Source organism: Nitrospirota bacterium (genome assembly GCA_016178585.1).
In the GTDB taxonomy this organism is placed as follows: Bacteria; Nitrospirota; Nitrospiria; order JACQBW01; family JACQBW01; genus JACOTA01.
In genome coordinates this window covers 1-16,391 of record JACOTA010000075.1, presented here as the reverse complement: position 1 = coordinate 16,391, position 16,391 = coordinate 1, and the positions used below count along the sequence as shown (strand labels likewise).

Genomic DNA, 16,391 nt, shown 5'->3' with positions numbered 1-16,391 from the left:
AATTTTTTTTAATTTTGTGGAAGGAATTTTATGAAAGAGAATAAGGCTCCCAGGCGGGAAGAAGTTTCAAAACCCTTAATAGCCGAAAGAAGGCAGTCTCAACGAATTCCTCTCGTTATTATGGAGGTGAGAGGAAAACAATCTGATCGTGTCTTTTTAGCCTATGCGAATGATATCAGCGCGGGGGGGCTCTCTCTCACGACTGAAAATCGTTTAAACGTGGGCGACCGGGTTCCAATCGAAATGGTCCTGCCAGATAATAAGACGGTAATGACCTGCATTGGCGAGGTGATGTGGAAAAAAGAAATCATGAAAGGTGGTATCATTTCTCAAGGGGTTGGCGTTCGTTTTCATGATTTGGAAGATGGAAAGAAAAAAGTAATCAATAAAATGATTTCCTCGACCGACAAAAAGGGATCGAAAAAATGAGCAAAAGCGATCAGCGAGTCAAACGAAGCGATCGAAGGGAGGATGAGGAGCGCCGGGTCAGGGAACGGAGAGACGGAGAGAGAAGAGAGGGAGAAAGACGTCTGGATACCTGCCCTGCCTGCTTTAGAATTTTAAACGCGAAAGGATATTGTTATTACTGTAAAACTCGCGTTGTCAAAATCAATTGAAGAGATTTTCAACCCTTATTTTTTTAAATGTTATTTTTTTTTACGGATGTTTTTCATCCCATCCCATCCGGATTTCTAACGAACCTTCCCGATGCGTAGAACCCGAAGCGGCCGAGAAACTAAAATACCCCATAAGTCAATCCCCGGAAAATACAAAATGGTGCAAGGGAATTGCGTCCTGGTACGGCAGGGATTTTCATGGACGAAAAACCAGCAGCGGCGAAGTTTATAATATGTACGGCCTGTCAGCGGCCCACCGGACCCTTCCTCTCGGAACATTTCTTAAGGTCATCTCTGTTGAAAATGAGAAATCTGTTATTGTTAAAGTAAATGATCGGGGACCTTTTGTTGCCGGCCGGATTCTTGACCTCTCTTTTGGAGCGGCCTCGGTTCTCGGGATGGCGCAAAAAGGAACGGCGGAGGTGATGTTCGGGGTCGTTCAAACTCCGGCGACTGAAACAAAATCCTTTTTTACCGTTCAGGCGGGGGCTTTTTCAATTAAAGAAAATGCCGTGTTTTTTCAGCAGAAGCTGGTCCGTCAATACCGGCAAACGGTCCGCCTGATCCCGTTTGAAGGTCTTTCCGGGATGGTTTATCGGGTTAGATTAGGCGTATACCAGAAAGAAGATGAGGCCGAAAAAGCGGCTAGCCTCCTGCAAAAGGAAAATGGTATTATTCCGTTTGTTCTAAAAGAAGAACAAATTCACTAAAAGATGAAAGGGTCTCAAAACGAAGTGAAGAATCAGCCTATTTTAAATAAGAAAACAGTCTTGACTGCCGACCAGCGTGGGTTCACTTTAATTGAAATGCTGATTGTCATCACCATTTTGGGCATCCTTATTTCGGTTGCCGCCCCGTCCTACAAATCGGCCACGGTTACCGCCAGTGAAGCGGCCCTCAAAAAAGATCTTTTTATTATGAGAGATGTGATTGACCAATATTACAGTGACCATGGAAAATATCCTTCCACACTCCGCTCCCTGGTGGACGACGGCTATATCCGAAATATTCCAAAAGACCCCATGACTCAATCCGCGGAAACCTGGGTAGAAGTGCCGGCAGAGGCTGAAGATGGGGGAGTTTATGATCTGCACAGCGGAAGCGATCTGGCAGGTCTCGATGGCACCGCTTATAATATTTGGTGACTGAAAAACCGTTCGGTTTTAGCGTTGGGCTTAAAAACCCAAGAACAGAGTTAGAAAGCTGTCATTGCGAGCGAAGCGAAGCAATCTCAAGACTTTACGATAAGATTGCCACGCACCCTTCGGTGCTCGCAATGACATGATTAATAAGTGGGTGCGAAGTCTATCGCTGTTCTTGGGTAAAAACGTAGAGTTTGACAAGTCCTGTATTTATCCTTTATTATGAAGTATTTATGAAATTAATCTTTGTTTATAATGGTGACATTTGAGGAATTTTTATAGAATCAATCAACTTCCGCCCTATGTGCTGAGTACCGTGACCGCCATGAAGGTGGAGGCGAGAAAAAAAGGGGAAGATATTATCGACTTTGGGATGGGAAATCCCGACATGCCGACCCCGCAGCATATTGTCGATAAAATGGTGGAGGCAACCCAGGACCCTCGAAATCATCGCTATTCTCTTTCTAAAGGAATTTTTAAGCTTAGAAAAGCGATAACAGACTGGTATCAAAGGCTTTATGGGGTAAAACTTGACCCGGAAACTGAGGCGATTGTCACCATCGGGTCCAAAGAGGGGATTTCTCATCTGGCGCTCGCAATCGTTGAACCGGGTGAGACGGTTTTAATACCAGGTCCGACTTACGCCATTCATGCCTACAGCATGATCATTGCGGGAGCCAGGATCGTTCAATTTCCTCTTAAACCGGGGGGTGACTTTTTTGCTTCTCTGGTCAACGCTTATGAAAGTTCTCCTTCGAAGCCGAAAATTTTAGTTCTCAATTTTCCTCACAATCCGACGACGGCCGTCGTTGATCTCGCGTTTTTTCAAAAAGTGGTTGAATTTGCGAAAGAAAATGATTTAATTGTCATTCATGATCTGGCGTATGCCGATTTGGTCTTTGAAGGGTATAAAGCTCCGAGTTTTCTTCAGGTTCCCGGGGCAAAAGATGTCGGGGTGGAATTTTATACCCTTTCGAAAAGTTACAATATGCCTGGGTGGAGAGTTGGATTTTGTGTTGGAAATAAAGAAATTATCGGTGCGCTGGCGAAAATAAAGAGCTATCTCGATTACGGAATTTTTCAACCGGTTCAAATCGCCAGCATCATTGCGCTAAACGGCCCCCAGGAATGCGTCAAAGAGGTCGTTGAAACCTACCAGAAACGGAGAAATGTTCTGGTCAAAGGCCTTAACCGTATTGGATGGAAGGTGGAGATGCCCGTGGCGACCATGTTTGTGTGGGCCCCTATACCTGAACCGTTTAATCAATTAGGGTCTCTGGAATTTTCAAAACTGCTCCTCTCCAAGGCAAAAGTGGCGGTTACGCCGGGCGTTGGATTTGGGGAAATGGGAGAAGGATACGTCCGGTTTGCGCTTGTCGAAAATGAACATCGTACCCGGCAGGCCATCTCCGGAATCAAAAAGGTTCTTCAAAAACATAAACCATGAATTCCGCACACAAAGATAAGATACGAGTTGGATTGATCGGTCTGGGAACCGTGGGTGGAGGTGTCGCCCGGATTCTTCATGAAAACGCCGCATTGATCGAAAAACGGGTGGGTGTCCCCATTATCCTTTCGATGGCGGCTGATCTGGATCAGAAAAAAAAGGCCCTCCTTCCTTCTCCTGACACTTATTTTGTCACAGATTTTAAAAAGGTAGTTGACGATCCTCAAATAGATATCGTGGTTGAGCTCGTCGGCGGATTTGAACCCGCCAAAACGATCCTGTTAAGCGCGTTAAAAAAAAATAAGCATGTTGTTACGGCCAATAAGGCGCTTTTGTCTGAGCAGGGAGAAGAAATTTATAAACAGGCCCAGAAAATGGGTTTGGATGTCGGATTTGAAGGGAGCGTCGCCGGGGGCATTCCCATCATCCGCATCTTAAAAGAAGGTCTAGCCGCGAACCGGATTGAATCTTTTTATGGAATCATCAACGGGACATCGAATTACATTCTAACGAAAATGACCGAAGAAAGACTTCCCTTTAATACGACGCTGTCCGAGGCCCAGCGGCTGGGTTACGCGGAAGCCGATCCGACGTTTGACATTCAGGGAATTGATTCTGCTCATAAACTTTCTATCCTGGTGACGCTTGCCTACGGAACCCCGGTGAACTTTAAGGATATTTATACTGAAGGGATCACCCAGATCACTCCTCTGGATATTGAATATGCGCGGGAATTTGGCTTTAAAATCAAGCTTCTTGCGATCGCGAAAAGAAAAGGTGATGAAATTGAGGCGAGGGTACACCCCACAATGGTTCAGGAGAGCGAAATGATTGCATCCGTCAATGGTGTTTTTAACGCGATTTACCTCGTGGGAAACGCCATCGGCCAAACGATGTTTTATGGAAAAGGCGCGGGAGATCTTCCGACAGGAAGCGCCGTCGTCAGTGATTTAATTGACATTGCCCGCAACATTCTTCAAAATTCCTCAGCCGGTCCAAAACATCCTCGTGTCAGGGTCCCGCTGTTGTCGTTTTTACCGGAAGAAAGAAAGCCGCTTAGAATCAAGTCAATCGAAGAAATCGAAAGCCTTTATTACGTCCGTTTTATGGTGCTGGATAATCCGGGAGTTTTGTCCCATATTTCCGGAATTTTAGGGGAACATCAGATCAGCATCTCCGCAGTGATTCAAAAAGGGAGACTGGCGGGAGAAACAGTTCCAGTGGTCATGATGACCCATCTCTGTCTGGAGCGGAATATCCGTTTGGCGCTTGAAAAAATCGACGAACTTCCTTATGTATCGGAGAAAACGTTGTTTATAAGAGTTGAAGGAGAAGAATTTTAAGTGAAACAGGCTTGGAAAGGTCTCATCCACGAATATAAAGAGTATCTGCCGGTTACGGAACACACGCCGATTGTGACGCTGAACGAAGGAAATACTCCCTTGATTCGCTGTTATAATTTAACGCGTCATTTAAGACTCCCGATTGAACTTTATTTAAAGTTCGAAGGATCAAATCCAACAGGTTCCTTTAAGGACCGGGGAATGACAATGGCCATTTCAAAGGCAGTTGAAGCCGGTTCTCAGGCGGTTATTTGCGCGTCTACGGGAAACACTTCGGCTTCGGCCGCGGCTTATGGTGCAAGGGCCGGAATCAAGGTCTTTGTTTTGATCCCTGAAGGAAAAATAGCGCTTGGAAAATTAGCGCAGGCCATGATTCATAAGGCGATCGTCGTTCAGGTCCAGGGCAATTTCGACGAAGCCCTGACCATTGTCAAAAAAGTGTCTGAAAAATTTGCCATTACCCTGGTGAATTCCATTAATCCCTATCGATTGGAAGGGCAGAAAACCGGAGCTTTTGAAGTTTGCGATCAATTAAGGGATTCGCCGACCCATCATTACCTCCCTGTGGGAAATGCCGGAAACATTACCGCATACTGGAAAGGGTATAAAGAATATCAGGCGAAGGGTCATATCGCCCAGTTGCCTAAAATGATGGGTTACCAGGCGGCCGGCGCCGCTCCAATCGTCATGGGGCATGTGATTCAGAAACCTAAAACCATTGCGACAGCGATCCGAATTGGGAACCCGGCTAGCTGGAAATCCGCCCTTCAGGCCGTTGAAGAATCAAAGGGTGAAATTAACCTGGTCACCGATGAAGAGATTGTTGAGGCTTACCGTCTTATTGCGGGAAAAGAAGGGGTGTTCTGTGAACCGGCTTCTGCGGCTTCTTTTGCGGGGGTTATTAAATCTTTTAAGAATGGCTATTTAAAAGAAGGAGACGTTGTGGTTTGCACCTTGACCGGACATGGTTTAAAAGATCCTGATATTGCAGTGTCGGTTGCCCAAAAACCGACAACGGTTAGGGCCAATTTTGAAGAGGTCGTTAAAGTATTAGGATATTAAGTGAAGCAACTGGCTATGCCAGTGACGGACTTGGGAATGGTCGTAGTTAGACCGAGCGGGGCGAAGGGATGCGCGTTGGCACGAGAAAGTGCCAACAAGTTTGTGCATGGGTGCGAGACAGTGAGCACCCCGGATCATTGAGAGTGAATTTTTCGAAGGCCCCTGAATAAGAAAAGGAAAAATGAAATGAAATATCTTGCAGTCCTGGTCAGCGGATTAGATCCCTGCCTGTTAAATCAGAATCTGGAAAAAGACGCTCCGCAACTCAAACAGCTTCTGGACCAGGGGTTTTCGGGAAAACTTCAGGCGGGAACCGATATTTCGACCCGGGATGAATATATTTCGTTCCTGCCCGTTTTGGGTTACGATCCCGGGCTTTATTATAAGGGCGAGGGCTCGCTCCTTGCCGCAAGAGCCGGCGTCCATTTGGAAAAAGATGATGTCGCTTTTTGCTGCGACCTGGTGACTTTAAAACATCAGAAAGAAGGGTATACCTTTCAAAAATTTGGTCCAAAAATTGTCATGGAAAATTTACCGGAAGACGCTCTTTCTGATGAAGAAGGAAAAGAGCTCATCCGGGAAATTAACGAACAGTTTGGCACCGAATCGATTGTTTTTTACCCGGTGAAAAATACCTCCCATTTAATGGTCTGGGTCGCGGGAAAATCGAAATTTCAAATGGCGCTTCCAAATGAGATGATAGGAAAACCGCTTTCTTCCTGTCTTCCCAGGGGGGACGGCGCAAATACGCTCATCCGCTGCATGGAGGTGGCGAGCCAGTTTCTTCAACAACACCCCATTAATGAAGAACGGGTCTCACAGGGAAAACAGCCCGCCAATGGAATCTGGTTTTCCAGACCGGGGAAAGCCATGGAATTACCCGCGTGGGAAGACCTTTATGAGCTTAGAGGAACCATGATTGCGGACGATGACCTGATTCAGGGGATTGGGCAACTCACCGGATTTTCCAGGGTTGAATACGCTGAAACAGGAACCCAAACGTTGAAGGACCGGTGTTCCTTAAAGGCTAAAGCGGTAATCAAAACGCTGACCGGACACGATTTTGTATTCGTTCATCTTCGAATCGATAAAAATGAAAAAGAAGGCGCTGTCCAGGCGATAGATCAACTCTTCCTGGCTCCCGTCCTGGAGCAATTAAGGCAAAACTCCGACTGGAGGGTTCTTTTTATGGAGACCGCTCCATTTTCCGATTTTCCGAGACCCATGACCCCCGGGCCGATTGAAAAGGAAATATCCTTTCTGATTTCTTCGCCCGGTCAGCAAAAAAAAACCGGACTGGCCTTTCAGAAAGTTTTTCAGTTAATGCCCCGCTTTATCAACGGGGGCCCCTGGGATTAAAATGGGTTTAGTTGTCCATAAATATGGCGGGACCTCGGTTGGCACACCGGAGCGGATTAAAAACGTGGCGAAAAGGGTAGCCGCCGCCAGGAAAAAAGGGGATGATATCCTGGTTGTGGTTTCGGCGATGAGCGGAGAAACCGACCGTTTATTAAAACTGGCTCATCAGATTTCAAATAATCCTGACGACAGAGAAGTCGACATGCTCCTTTCGACGGGAGAAAGAGTGACCATCGCGCTTTTGGCCATGGCGCTTCAGGATTTGGGATTAAAGGCCAGATCTTTTACCGGAAGACAGGTCGGCATCATCACCGATAGCGTTCACACAAAAGCGAGGATCGAAAAAATTACCGCTGAACGAATTTATGAGGCCTTGAAGGAAGGAATTATTCCCGTCGTCGCGGGATTCCAGGGAATCGATGACCGGTCGGATGTCACCACTTTGGGAAGAGGGGGCTCGGATACGACCGCGGTTGCTCTGGCAGCCGCTTTAAAAGCCGATGCCTGTGTCATCTTTACCGATGTGGAGGGTGTTTATACGACCGACCCCAATATCTGTGTTTCGGCGCGAAAACTGGAAAAGGTTTCTTATGAAGAAATGCTGGAATTCGCCAGTTTGGGCGCGAAAGTTCTGCAAACGCGTTCAGTCGAATTTGCCATGAAATATAATGTGCCGGTTCTCGTTTGTTCAAGCTTTAACGATAAGAGCGGTACATGGGTTACCCGAGAGGATCATTCAATGGAACAGGTTGAGGTTTCTGGAATCGCTTTTGACAAAAATCAATCAAAAATTACGATGACGGGGGTCCCGGACCGGCCGGGAATTGCTTCTAAAATATTTGGGGAAATTGCGGCTGCGAATATTGTCGTTGATATGATCATCCAGAATGTGAGTCAGGATGGTTTAACCGACATTTCCTTTACGGTTCCCAAAGGCGACTTAAAGGAAGCGACTTTGATTGTCTCTAAAATCGCGAAGGAAATCGGGGCCGGAGAGCTGCAAACTCAGGAAAATATCGCGAAAGTTTCAATCGTAGGGGTCGGAATGCGGTCTCATTCGGGTGTTGCCTCAAAAATGTTTTCCACACTGGCTTCCGAAGGGATCAATATTATGATGATCAGCACGTCGGAAATTAAAATCTCCTGTGTGACCGATTCAAAATATACCGAACTGGCCGTCAGAGCCTTACATGAAGCGTTTAACCTTGGAAGGGATCCCTCCCAGAACCCGAAAGCGGGATAAAATCATTCATGCGTTTTGTGGAAATATATGACACAACTTTAAGGGACGGCGCTCAAGCGGAAGATATCTCCTTTTTACTGGAAGATAAACTTCGGATTACCGAAAAACTTGACGAGCTTGGAATTCCTTTTATTGAAGGGGGATGGCCCGGCGCCAATCCAAAAGACATCGATTATTTTAAGGAGGTTAAAAAGCTTTCCTTGAAAAACGCCACCGTTGTCGCTTTTGGGTCAACCCGGAAGGCCGGCAACCCGGTTTCGAAAGACCCGAATCTTCACGAGCTGATCAAGGCGGGTACCTCGACCATCACGATCTTCGGTAAAAGCTGGAATCTTCATGTAGAAGCCGCCCTGAATATTTCTTTAAAGAAAAATCTGGAGCTGATTTATGATTCCGTCGCCTACCTGGTTTCAAAGAAAAAAAGAGTCTTTTATGACGCGGAACATTTTTTTGACGGGTATAAGGCGAATCCCGATTACGCCATCCAGACCTTGAAAAAAGCGGAAGAGGCGGGAACAGAATGTATTATTTTATGTGACACCAACGGCGGAACCATGCCCTGGGAGGTGAAGGAAATTTTTCGCGCGGTTGACCGTGAAATCAAAATTCCCCTGGGCATACACACCCATAACGATTCGGAAACCGCGGTGGCTAATGCTCTCGTGGCCGTTGAGTTAGGGGCCACGCAGGTTCAGGGGACCATTAATGGTTTCGGAGAGCGTTGCGGAAACGCCAACCTTTGTTCTTTGATTCCAAACTTAAAATTAAAAATGAAAGTCGGGTGCCTTTCGGATGAACAGATGACTCATCTGATGGAAGTTTCCCGGTTTGTCAGTGAAATAGCAAATTTGCCCCATTATAAGAGGCAAGCCTATGTGGGTGAAAGCGCCTTTGCCCATAAAGGGGGAATCCATGTCCATGCCATCCGTAAAAAAGCCGAAACCTACGAACATGTGCTTCCGCAATTGGTAGGAAATCAGCAAAGGATCCTGATTTCGGACTATTCGGGTAAAAGCAATCTCTTACATAAGGCTGAAGATTACGGCATCAGGCTTGCTGATAAAAGTCAGGCGCTCCACGATCTTTTACAGAATTTAAAGGAGCTTGAAAATCAGGGTTATCAGTTTGAGGGGGCAGAGGCCTCTTTCGAATTGCTCATGAGAAAAACGGTTGGAAAGCATAAGCGGTTTTTTGATTTAATTAAATTCAGGGTCATTGTCGAAAAACAGATGGAGACCGGAGAAACGGTTTCAGAGGCGACGATCGAGCTTCAGGTAGGGAAAGAGGTTGAACATACCGCCGCTCTGGGAAACGGGCCGGTGAATGCCCTTGATAATGGTTTACGGAAGGCGTTAGAAAAGTTTTATCCGGCCTTAAAACATGTTAAACTGTTAGATTATAAGGTCAGAGTGCTTAGCGCGAGCGGGGGAACCCGGTCAAAGGTCAGGGTTTTAATCGAATCCGGGGATGAACACCGAAAATGGGGAACCGTCGGAGTGTCCGAAAATATCATCGAAGCGAGCTGGCAGGCGTTAGTCGACAGTATTGAATATAAGCTTTTAAAAAGTGGAGCAACCGGTTTTGCAGGTGCGAAAGCGAGCAAGGCGAGCGAGAGGGGGAAGCTTCGTCCGGCTTTGCCGGTGAAGGGGGCGACGTGAGCCCCTCTAAAAGACGCCCCTGAATAAAAGTGAAGCAACCCGGCTTTGCCGGTGCGAAACGCGGGGTTCGGGGGCATTGAGCGCAGTTTGCGAAGGCCCCCGAATAAAATAGAGGAAGAAAATGGTCATCGAAGAAGGGATCGTGGTTGAACAAAAAGACGGGCAGGTGTTAATTTCCATTGACCGTACCGAAGCCTGTGAAGGATGTCCAACGACAAATATTTGCAAGGCCGAAGGAAATAAAATGATTATGAGAGCCAAGGACACGATGGGCGCGGCCATTGGACAAAAAGTAAAAGTGGCGGTGGAGCCGGCAAATTTTCTTTATCCTGCCTTTTGGGTGTATGGATTTCCGCTCTTATCGTTAATCGGGGGGGGAACCGTCGGAAATCTTCTGTCGATCGGATTGTCGCTTGCTCGGCATAGCCAGTTGTTTTCAGCCCTGGGAGCCGTCGTCGGATTGGTCTTAAGCCTGTTTGTTGTCAAAAGATTTAATACCAGGCTTGAAAAGGGGTTGGAGTATCTTCCCGTCGTGATTGAGATAGAATCCTAAAATCGTCAGCTAAAATGACTGTTCAGAAGGAGCCAGGTGCGAGGCCGCAGCCTTGAGGACGACGCAGGCGTACGAAATTGGTACGTTGAGGAGACCGAAAGGCGAGAACGTAGCAGATGGCTCCTTATCAACAGTCAGAGTTTTAGAAATTGGCGATTGGCGGGTTCAGAATCATCTTTGCAGGCGTCGCCATATAACAATCTTTCCCGACGTAAAAAATCCCGCGAAGCTTTATCATGTCCTGATCGACAACCGTTGCATCAATCAAAACAACCCCGTCTTTTTTTCTTTTAACTTTCACATTATTCGGCGTAATCACAATCTGGTTTTCGTTATTATCATTAATGACCAGAACATTTTTAACGACCTGAACGATTTTTTTACCGTCCCGATTATAGCTCGAAGAGTTTATCGTAAGCTGATTGTTATTTCCGATTTCAAAGGAGATTAAGGGCTCTTTGTTGACAAAAAGCATTTCAGGGCATCCCGGGTAGACCTGTTCACCGATCATAAATTTTTGATTTGACATTTAGAATTTCCTCTTCGCAACGGGTAAAGTTTATTGCCGATACCGGGGTACGCTAGGGTCGACTTGGGCCGACCAGGCATCGATTCCACCGGCCATATTTTTTACATTTTGAAAACCACAGGCCTGAAGAAATTTCATGGCTTTAAAGCTGCGAACACCATGATGGCACTGGCAAACAATTTCAGCGTTTGGATCCAATTCTTCTTTTCTTTTTTCCAACTGTCCTAACGGAATTAAAACCGCCCCCTCAATCTTAGAGATCTGATATTCCCATGGCTCTCTAACGTCGAGAATAACGATTTTGCGGCCTTCGTCTATTTTTTTCTTAATCTCTTCGGGACTCAGGTTATCGCTTCCCCCAAGAGCCGCGAACCGTCCTTGAAAATTAAACATTCTGTTACCCCTAATAAAGGAATTCAATCAATATACTTAAAATTAATGATAAGAGTCAAACAACAAATATTATTATAACAGATCCGGGCAGAGGTGAGAAGGAAGACCTTTTATGATATAATCCCACGGGATGGCGTGATTGCCGCCCGGAAAAAATAAGTTATTTAGAAAGAAGCGGAACCAGATAAGGCCATAAATGATTCACGACAAGCTGATACCCTTCAGCAGTGGGGTGAAGCCCGTCGGCTTGATTTAAGCCTTCCGTCGCCGCGGTCCCTTCCAGGAAAAAAGGAATGACCGGAATTTTATATTTTGCGGCCAACGAGAGGTACATCCGGTGAAAGCCGTCGGTATATTCAGGACCGTAATTGGGAGGAAGCCTCATCCCGGCAAGCAAGACCTTAATCTTTTTCTTTTGGAGCTGCTTGATTATTTGACCTAAATTAGATTGAATCATCTCAACCGGTGTTCCCCGCAGACCGTCATTGGCTCCCAGTTCGACAATGACGATATCGGGTTTTCGACGGATGACACTATCGATCCGGGAGAGGCCCCCCGAGGTCGTGTCGCCGCTGATTCCCGCGTTCACGACCCGGTAAAGAAATTTTTCTTTTCTTAATCTGTTTTCCAGGAGCGAGGGGTAGGCTTCATCCAAAGCGACGCCGTAGCCGGCGGTTAAACTGTTTCCAAACGCGACAATCAGCCGGGTTGTGGAATTTCCGTCTTTTTGCGCTCCATTCACCGCAGAGGCCGTTATCAATAATAAAAAAATAAAAACTGTCACTTTCACGTTAAAATCCTGGAAGGTGTCATTTATCCTCCAACGAGTTTGTGTATAATAACATAAAAGGAAAATAGATCTTTCGTTTTTTTATCTCCGTTGATATCAGGAATTGCTTATGATTTTTGTTAAAGACCTTTCAATGAAAGTATCCGCCGGTTCCAGAGAGTTGGTTATTTTAGATAAAATCAACCTTCACATTTCAAAAGGAGAATTTTTCGCGGTCATGGGTCCTTCCGGAAGCGGGAAATCAACCCTCCTCGGTTTAATGGCCGGGCTTGACACCCCGACGTCGGGTTCTATTCAACTAGACCAACAATCTGTCGATCAGCTCGACGAGGATGAGCTGACCCGGTTAAGAGGCCGATTGATCGGATTTGTATTCCAATCCTACCAGTTAATTCCCAATCTGACGGCGCTTGAAAACGTTTCTGTCCCGTTGGAATTATTGGGAGAAGATGATATCAGAAAACGCGCCCTCTCCCTTTTAAATGAAGTCGGTCTCTCCGACCGGTTAAGCCATTATCCCGCTCAGCTATCCGGCGGGGAACAACAGAGGGTGGCGATCGCGAGAGCCTTTGCCATCAGTCCCCCTATTCTATTGGCCGACGAGCCGACCGGGAACCTCGACACCGACACCGGGAATAAAATCATCGATTTATTAATCAGTCTGCACCGGAAACACCAGAACACCATGGTCTGGGTTACCCATGACCTTGATATTGCCAAAAAAGCAGACCGCGTGATAAGACTCCGGGACGGAAAAATTACACCGCAATGAAGAAACTTCTTTTTATTTTCAAAATGGCAAAGCGGGAAATTTTAACCTCGTGGAGGCATTTTATTTTTTTTCTCTTTTGCGTTGCCCTGGGGGTGGGGAGCATTGTCGGGATAGGAAGTATTTCAGACCAGATCGAGTATTCCGTTTTTAAAGAGGCCAAAGGTTTATTGGGAGGGGATATTGAAATTGATCTCAACCATGCACTCAGCCCTGAAGGGCTGAGTGCCATTCAAAAGCTGGAAACTCGGGGGATCAAGCATATCCTGGTGCAGGAAATGATCGCCATGGCGAGCAACCCCAGGGATTCGACGCCCCAGCTGGTTGAGTTAAAAGCCGTTGGGGCAGAGTATCCGTTTTATGGAACCTTAACCCTTGATCCCCCTGCGGGTCCGAACCCTTTTGCTCAATCTCATATGGCCTGGGTCGAGGAATCGCTAGTGATCAAGCTGGGGATGAGGGTGGGAGAGGAAATTAAATTAGGCGATATTCAGCTCAAGATAGCCGGAGTAATCAAAAAAGAGCCCGACCGGATGACCGAAGCCTTTAGTTTAGGTCCAAGGGTGATGATTTCAGAGAGGGATCTGAAGGTCTCAGGCCTGGTTCAGCCGGGGAGCAGAGTTCGTTATCGTTATCTTTTACAGGTTCCTCCAGACCGGTCAATTCCGCAAACGCTTTTGGAACTGAAAACTTCCCTGGCCGATGAAAGGGCAACGATTGAGTCCTACACAGACGCCCAACCCCGTCTGCGCCGTTTTTTAAATAATTTAACTGTTTATCTCGGGTTTATCGGTCTGATTTCTCTTTTTATAGGAGGGATAGGGGTGGGAAACAGCATCCACGCTTATCTGAAAGAAAAGACACAGACCATGGGCATTTTGAAATGCCTTGGAACCCCGTCGAGCGCCCTCTTTTACATTTATTTTCTGCAAACCCTTGTGATGGGGTTATTGGGAAGTCTTTTCGGCGTGGGAATCGGTTTATTCCTTCATAAGATTTTTCAGGGATTGTTAAAAACCATTCTCCCGCAATCTTTAACCTATTTTTTCCCCACCATCGCCGTTTTAAAGGGGATGATTGCGGGAACCCTCGTAGTCCTCTTATTTTCTCTCATTCCTTTATTTAGGATCAAAACCCTTTCGCCAAACAGAATCTTAAAACGGGATATTCTGGCTTCCTCGTTGGGCAAAATCGGATTCCGCCAGGGAATGGCGATCGGAGCGGTGTCGTTGGGGATACTGGCATTTATCTACTGGCAGTCGGGCTCTTTGAGGGTTGGAGCGACCTTTACCGGTATCTTCCTGGGCGCGTTAATTTTGTTGAAGTTTTCTGCATGGGCGGTTTTGCGATGGATTAAAAACCTCAAACCCGCTTCATTTGCACTTCGTTATGGGATGGCCAATTTAAACAGGCCCGGACAATTTGCTCAGTCGGTTATTCTCTCCATCGGCCTTGGAATTACCGTCATTTGTGCCGTTTTAATCATCGGAACGGGATTGTTTCAGCAGGTGTCTGACAATATTCCGGTCAATGCCCCGACATTCTTTTTCATCGATATTCAAAAATCGCAAAAGGAGGCGTTCGAGGCCCTTTTAGTCCGAAGATCCCGCCAAATGGGGTTCAAAGATACGCATGAGATGGTTCCGATTGTCCGCTCCCGTCTTCAAGCCGTGGGGAGCATTCCGGTTAAAGAATTGAAAAACAACGAGGCATGGTATTTTCAGAGAGAGTATGTTTTAACCTCGCAGAAGGAACCCCCCTATGAGAACAAGATCGTCAAAGGGGCCTGGTGGTCGCCAGGAACTGAATCGGGAACAAACAAGATTTCAATAGAAGAGGACTTAGCCAAACACCTTGGCGTGGGGCTTGGGGCCAGCCTGACTTTTGATATTCAGGGGACGCCGGTCCAGGGCACTATAACCAGTATCCGGAGCGTTAATTGGGAAAACCTTCGAACCAATTTCTTTATCATCTTTTCTCCCGGCGCGTTTCAGGAAATTCCGATGTCATATATCGCGACCTCCCAATCCCGTCCTGAACTTGACCTGGAGTTTCAACGGGAGGTGGTTTCCGGCTTTCCCAATGTGACGGCGGTTAATATCCGTCATGTGCTCAATTCCCTGAAAGAGATCATGGGCAAAATTCTTCTGGCGGTGGAGTTTATGGGCGGGTTTGCTGTAATCGCCGGCCTGATCGTGCTTGCCGGCTCGGTAGCGGCGACACGATATTTCCGGCTCAAAGAATCGGTGATTTTGAAAATCCTCGGAGCGGTGAGGTCGAAAATTGCCGGGATCTTTGTCAGTGAATATACGTTGCTTGGAACGATCGCGGGCGTGATCGGAATGATGATGGGGACCCTGCTGGCCTGGGTATTTTTGAAATTTATCATGGAAATAAAATGGCGTTTTCCTGTTTTAGGCGTGTTGGCCCTCTTTGTTTCAACGGTAGTCCTGACGATACTGATCAGCTTTTTAATGATTTACCGGATGATTGGCAAAAAACCGCTCGCGGTTCTTCGTCAGAATTAAAAACAAACCGGCATTCTTCATTTCAAGAAGCGTCGCTGTAGTTTCTTGAAAAAAAATCAGTTACCAGTTGACTGTTTTCAATAAGTTTGGTACCAATATCAAATATCCCTGTTACCTTAGGCCGATGTAGCTCAGTTGGCAGAGCAGCTGATTCGTAATCAGCAGGTCGGTGGTTCGATTCCACTCATCGGCTCCATTAAAATCAACCCCTTGTACATTTCTCTTACGGACCTTGCCCGTAAGGCCAAAAAATTAAAACGTCTTTATTCGGGGAAATCGACCTGAGCCATGAATGTTTGAAGAATAAAAATCTTCAAATTGTTATCTTTAGAATCAACTGGAAAAAGAAAAAAACCCGGCCGGTTGGGTGCGTAACCTTGAATGAAGCCATACATGACTTCTCCATCCTTGCAACGCACAATCGCTTTTTTACCATACGCTGACTTAGGTGCATCAGCAAAACTTTTGGCCACTTGATAGTCTTTATTCCCTGTAAAATCTTTGACAAAAAAAATCGCTTTAAGTTCTGAGAACTTTATTTCTATGGGTTTCTGGTGAGAAAGTTGGCCCGTTACAGTAAGGTGAAAAGAATCCTTGCCTGGAGAAAAATCGTGGGACGTCCCTTTCCATATTTTTCCGTCCTTAAAGTGGACGACGATTTTTTGATCCAGGGCCATGAGCGGTTTTTCCTTAATCAGGTAATAAATTCATATCAGAGTGCAACCGGGTAGTCAATTGAAATCAGTGCCGGTGTCCGGTCAAATCAGAAATGAAGAGAGATGGCCTATTCATGCCGGGACCGGCTCGCAAACTTAAGGGGGTCAGGTCTTTAATATTGCTATTTTTTTGAAGAGGTGATAACTTTGCTTTATGGCCAGGCCGTTAAGAATTGAATATTCGGGAGCCCTTTATCATATCAGCACCCGCGGGAATGCCCAACAGAAGATCTTTAAGGATC

The 16,391-nt window shown here is 46.3% G+C and carries 17 protein-coding genes and 1 tRNA gene; 14 read left to right on the top strand and 4 right to left on the bottom strand.

Annotated features, from left to right (window positions below; all coding sequences use genetic code 11):
- Nucleotides 1-30 precede the first annotated feature (30 nt).
- The 11 genes from HYR79_11850 to HYR79_11800 all read left to right on the top strand — a co-directional run bounded on the left by HYR79_11850 (nucleotide 31) and on the right by HYR79_11800 (nucleotide 10,424).
- Complete coding sequence (locus HYR79_11850; GenBank protein ID MBI1822391.1) at nucleotides 31-429, top strand: PilZ domain-containing protein; 399 nt, start codon at nucleotides 31-33, stop codon at nucleotides 427-429.
- Entirely contained in the window at nucleotides 426-617 is a 192-nt protein-coding gene (locus tag HYR79_11845) for a hypothetical protein (protein ID MBI1822390.1), read from the top strand. Before HYR79_11850 ends, HYR79_11845 begins: the two co-directional genes overlap by 4 nt.
- On the top strand, nucleotides 614-1,327 hold the full coding sequence (locus tag HYR79_11840) for a septal ring lytic transglycosylase RlpA family protein (GenBank protein MBI1822389.1): 714 nt from the start codon (nucleotides 614-616) through the stop codon (nucleotides 1,325-1,327). The genes HYR79_11845 and HYR79_11840 overlap by 4 nt, the downstream gene beginning before the upstream one ends.
- Nucleotides 1,328-1,330: 3 nt before the next feature.
- Nucleotides 1,331-1,762 carry a prepilin-type N-terminal cleavage/methylation domain-containing protein gene (locus HYR79_11835; protein MBI1822388.1) on the top strand — a complete coding sequence of 144 codons (432 nt, stop codon included), beginning with the start codon at nucleotides 1,331-1,333 and terminating at the stop codon, nucleotides 1,760-1,762.
- A gap of 322 nt (nucleotides 1,763-2,084) precedes the next feature.
- Nucleotides 2,085-3,206: an aminotransferase class I/II-fold pyridoxal phosphate-dependent enzyme gene (locus HYR79_11830; GenBank protein MBI1822387.1), complete on the top strand. Its 1,122-nt coding sequence runs from the start codon at nucleotides 2,085-2,087 to the stop codon at nucleotides 3,204-3,206.
- Nucleotides 3,203-4,549 (top strand): homoserine dehydrogenase, encoded by a 1,347-nt coding sequence (locus HYR79_11825; GenBank protein MBI1822386.1) that lies wholly within the window; start codon nucleotides 3,203-3,205, stop codon nucleotides 4,547-4,549. The genes HYR79_11830 and HYR79_11825 overlap by 4 nt, the downstream gene beginning before the upstream one ends.
- Nucleotides 4,550-5,611, top strand: coding sequence for a threonine synthase (locus HYR79_11820; protein MBI1822385.1), 1,062 nt, complete (start codon nucleotides 4,550-4,552; stop codon nucleotides 5,609-5,611).
- A 186-nt stretch (nucleotides 5,612-5,797) separates the two neighbouring features.
- Nucleotides 5,798-6,970 (top strand): hypothetical protein, encoded by a 1,173-nt coding sequence (locus HYR79_11815; protein ID MBI1822384.1) that lies wholly within the window; start codon nucleotides 5,798-5,800, stop codon nucleotides 6,968-6,970.
- Nucleotide 6,971: 1 nt separating this feature from the next.
- Entirely contained in the window at nucleotides 6,972-8,213 is a 1,242-nt protein-coding gene (locus HYR79_11810; GenBank protein MBI1822383.1) for an aspartate kinase, read from the top strand.
- A gap of 8 nt (nucleotides 8,214-8,221) precedes the next feature.
- Nucleotides 8,222-9,871: a citramalate synthase gene (locus HYR79_11805; protein MBI1822382.1), complete on the top strand. Its 1,650-nt coding sequence runs from the start codon at nucleotides 8,222-8,224 to the stop codon at nucleotides 9,869-9,871.
- Between the two features lie 121 nt (nucleotides 9,872-9,992).
- Nucleotides 9,993-10,424 carry a SoxR reducing system RseC family protein gene (locus HYR79_11800; protein MBI1822381.1) on the top strand — a complete coding sequence of 144 codons (432 nt, stop codon included), beginning with the start codon at nucleotides 9,993-9,995 and terminating at the stop codon, nucleotides 10,422-10,424.
- A gap of 142 nt (nucleotides 10,425-10,566) precedes the next feature.
- Here the strand turns inward: HYR79_11800 and HYR79_11795 are convergent, their stop codons facing one another.
- The 3 genes from HYR79_11795 to HYR79_11785 all read right to left on the bottom strand — a co-directional run bounded on the left by HYR79_11795 (nucleotide 10,567) and on the right by HYR79_11785 (nucleotide 12,049).
- On the bottom strand, nucleotides 10,567-10,953 hold the full coding sequence (locus HYR79_11795) for a hypothetical protein (protein MBI1822380.1): 387 nt from the start codon (nucleotides 10,951-10,953) through the stop codon (nucleotides 10,567-10,569).
- Between the two features lie 30 nt (nucleotides 10,954-10,983).
- Nucleotides 10,984-11,346: a rhodanese gene (locus tag HYR79_11790; protein MBI1822379.1), complete on the bottom strand. Its 363-nt coding sequence runs from the start codon at nucleotides 11,344-11,346 to the stop codon at nucleotides 10,984-10,986.
- 160 nt (nucleotides 11,347-11,506) lie between these two features.
- Complete coding sequence (locus HYR79_11785) at nucleotides 11,507-12,049, bottom strand: arylesterase (GenBank protein ID MBI1822378.1); 543 nt, start codon at nucleotides 12,047-12,049, stop codon at nucleotides 11,507-11,509.
- A gap of 196 nt (nucleotides 12,050-12,245) precedes the next feature.
- Between HYR79_11785 and HYR79_11780 the strand changes: the two genes are divergently transcribed.
- The 3 genes from HYR79_11780 to HYR79_11770 all read left to right on the top strand — a co-directional run bounded on the left by HYR79_11780 (nucleotide 12,246) and on the right by HYR79_11770 (nucleotide 15,629).
- Nucleotides 12,246-12,908, top strand: a complete 663-nt coding sequence (locus HYR79_11780; protein ID MBI1822377.1) for an ABC transporter ATP-binding protein — start codon at nucleotides 12,246-12,248, stop codon at nucleotides 12,906-12,908.
- Nucleotides 12,905-15,433 carry an FtsX-like permease family protein gene (locus tag HYR79_11775; GenBank protein MBI1822376.1) on the top strand — a complete coding sequence of 843 codons (2,529 nt, stop codon included), beginning with the start codon at nucleotides 12,905-12,907 and terminating at the stop codon, nucleotides 15,431-15,433. Before HYR79_11780 ends, HYR79_11775 begins: the two co-directional genes overlap by 4 nt.
- 120 nt (nucleotides 15,434-15,553) lie before the next feature.
- Nucleotides 15,554-15,629: transfer RNA gene (locus tag HYR79_11770), tRNA-Thr, on the top strand.
- Nucleotides 15,630-15,696: 67 nt separating this feature from the next.
- Here HYR79_11770 and HYR79_11765 read toward each other — a convergent pair.
- Nucleotides 15,697-16,110 carry a hypothetical protein gene (locus tag HYR79_11765; protein MBI1822375.1) on the bottom strand — a complete coding sequence of 138 codons (414 nt, stop codon included), beginning with the start codon at nucleotides 16,108-16,110 and terminating at the stop codon, nucleotides 15,697-15,699.
- Nucleotides 16,111-16,391: the final 281 nt, after the last annotated feature.

What these genes read in the sequence shown, in the direction of transcription:
- HYR79_11835 (MBI1822388.1), top strand. Translation starts at nt 1,331, where the DNA reads ATGAAAGGGTCTCAAAACGAAGTGAAGAATCAGCCTATTTTAAATAAG.
- HYR79_11850 (MBI1822391.1), top strand. Translation starts at nt 31, where the DNA reads ATGAAAGAGAATAAGGCTCCCAGGCGGGAAGAAGTTTCAAAACCCTTA.
- HYR79_11790 (MBI1822379.1), bottom strand. Translation starts at nt 11,346, where the DNA reads ATGTTTAATTTTCAAGGACGGTTCGCGGCTCTTGGGGGAAGCGATAAC.
- HYR79_11845 (MBI1822390.1), top strand. Translation starts at nt 426, where the DNA reads ATGAGCAAAAGCGATCAGCGAGTCAAACGAAGCGATCGAAGGGAGGAT.
- HYR79_11765 (MBI1822375.1), bottom strand. Translation starts at nt 16,110, where the DNA reads ATGGCCCTGGATCAAAAAATCGTCGTCCACTTTAAGGACGGAAAAATA.
- HYR79_11780 (MBI1822377.1), top strand. Translation starts at nt 12,246, where the DNA reads ATGATTTTTGTTAAAGACCTTTCAATGAAAGTATCCGCCGGTTCCAGA.
- HYR79_11775 (MBI1822376.1), top strand. Translation starts at nt 12,905, where the DNA reads ATGAAGAAACTTCTTTTTATTTTCAAAATGGCAAAGCGGGAAATTTTA.
- HYR79_11815 (MBI1822384.1), top strand. Translation starts at nt 5,798, where the DNA reads ATGAAATATCTTGCAGTCCTGGTCAGCGGATTAGATCCCTGCCTGTTA.
- HYR79_11800 (MBI1822381.1), top strand. Translation starts at nt 9,993, where the DNA reads ATGGTCATCGAAGAAGGGATCGTGGTTGAACAAAAAGACGGGCAGGTG.
- HYR79_11795 (MBI1822380.1), bottom strand. Translation starts at nt 10,953, where the DNA reads ATGTCAAATCAAAAATTTATGATCGGTGAACAGGTCTACCCGGGATGC.
- HYR79_11825 (MBI1822386.1), top strand. Translation starts at nt 3,203, where the DNA reads ATGAATTCCGCACACAAAGATAAGATACGAGTTGGATTGATCGGTCTG.
- HYR79_11830 (MBI1822387.1), top strand. Translation starts at nt 2,085, where the DNA reads ATGAAGGTGGAGGCGAGAAAAAAAGGGGAAGATATTATCGACTTTGGG.
- HYR79_11810 (MBI1822383.1), top strand. Translation starts at nt 6,972, where the DNA reads ATGGGTTTAGTTGTCCATAAATATGGCGGGACCTCGGTTGGCACACCG.
- HYR79_11805 (MBI1822382.1), top strand. Translation starts at nt 8,222, where the DNA reads ATGCGTTTTGTGGAAATATATGACACAACTTTAAGGGACGGCGCTCAA.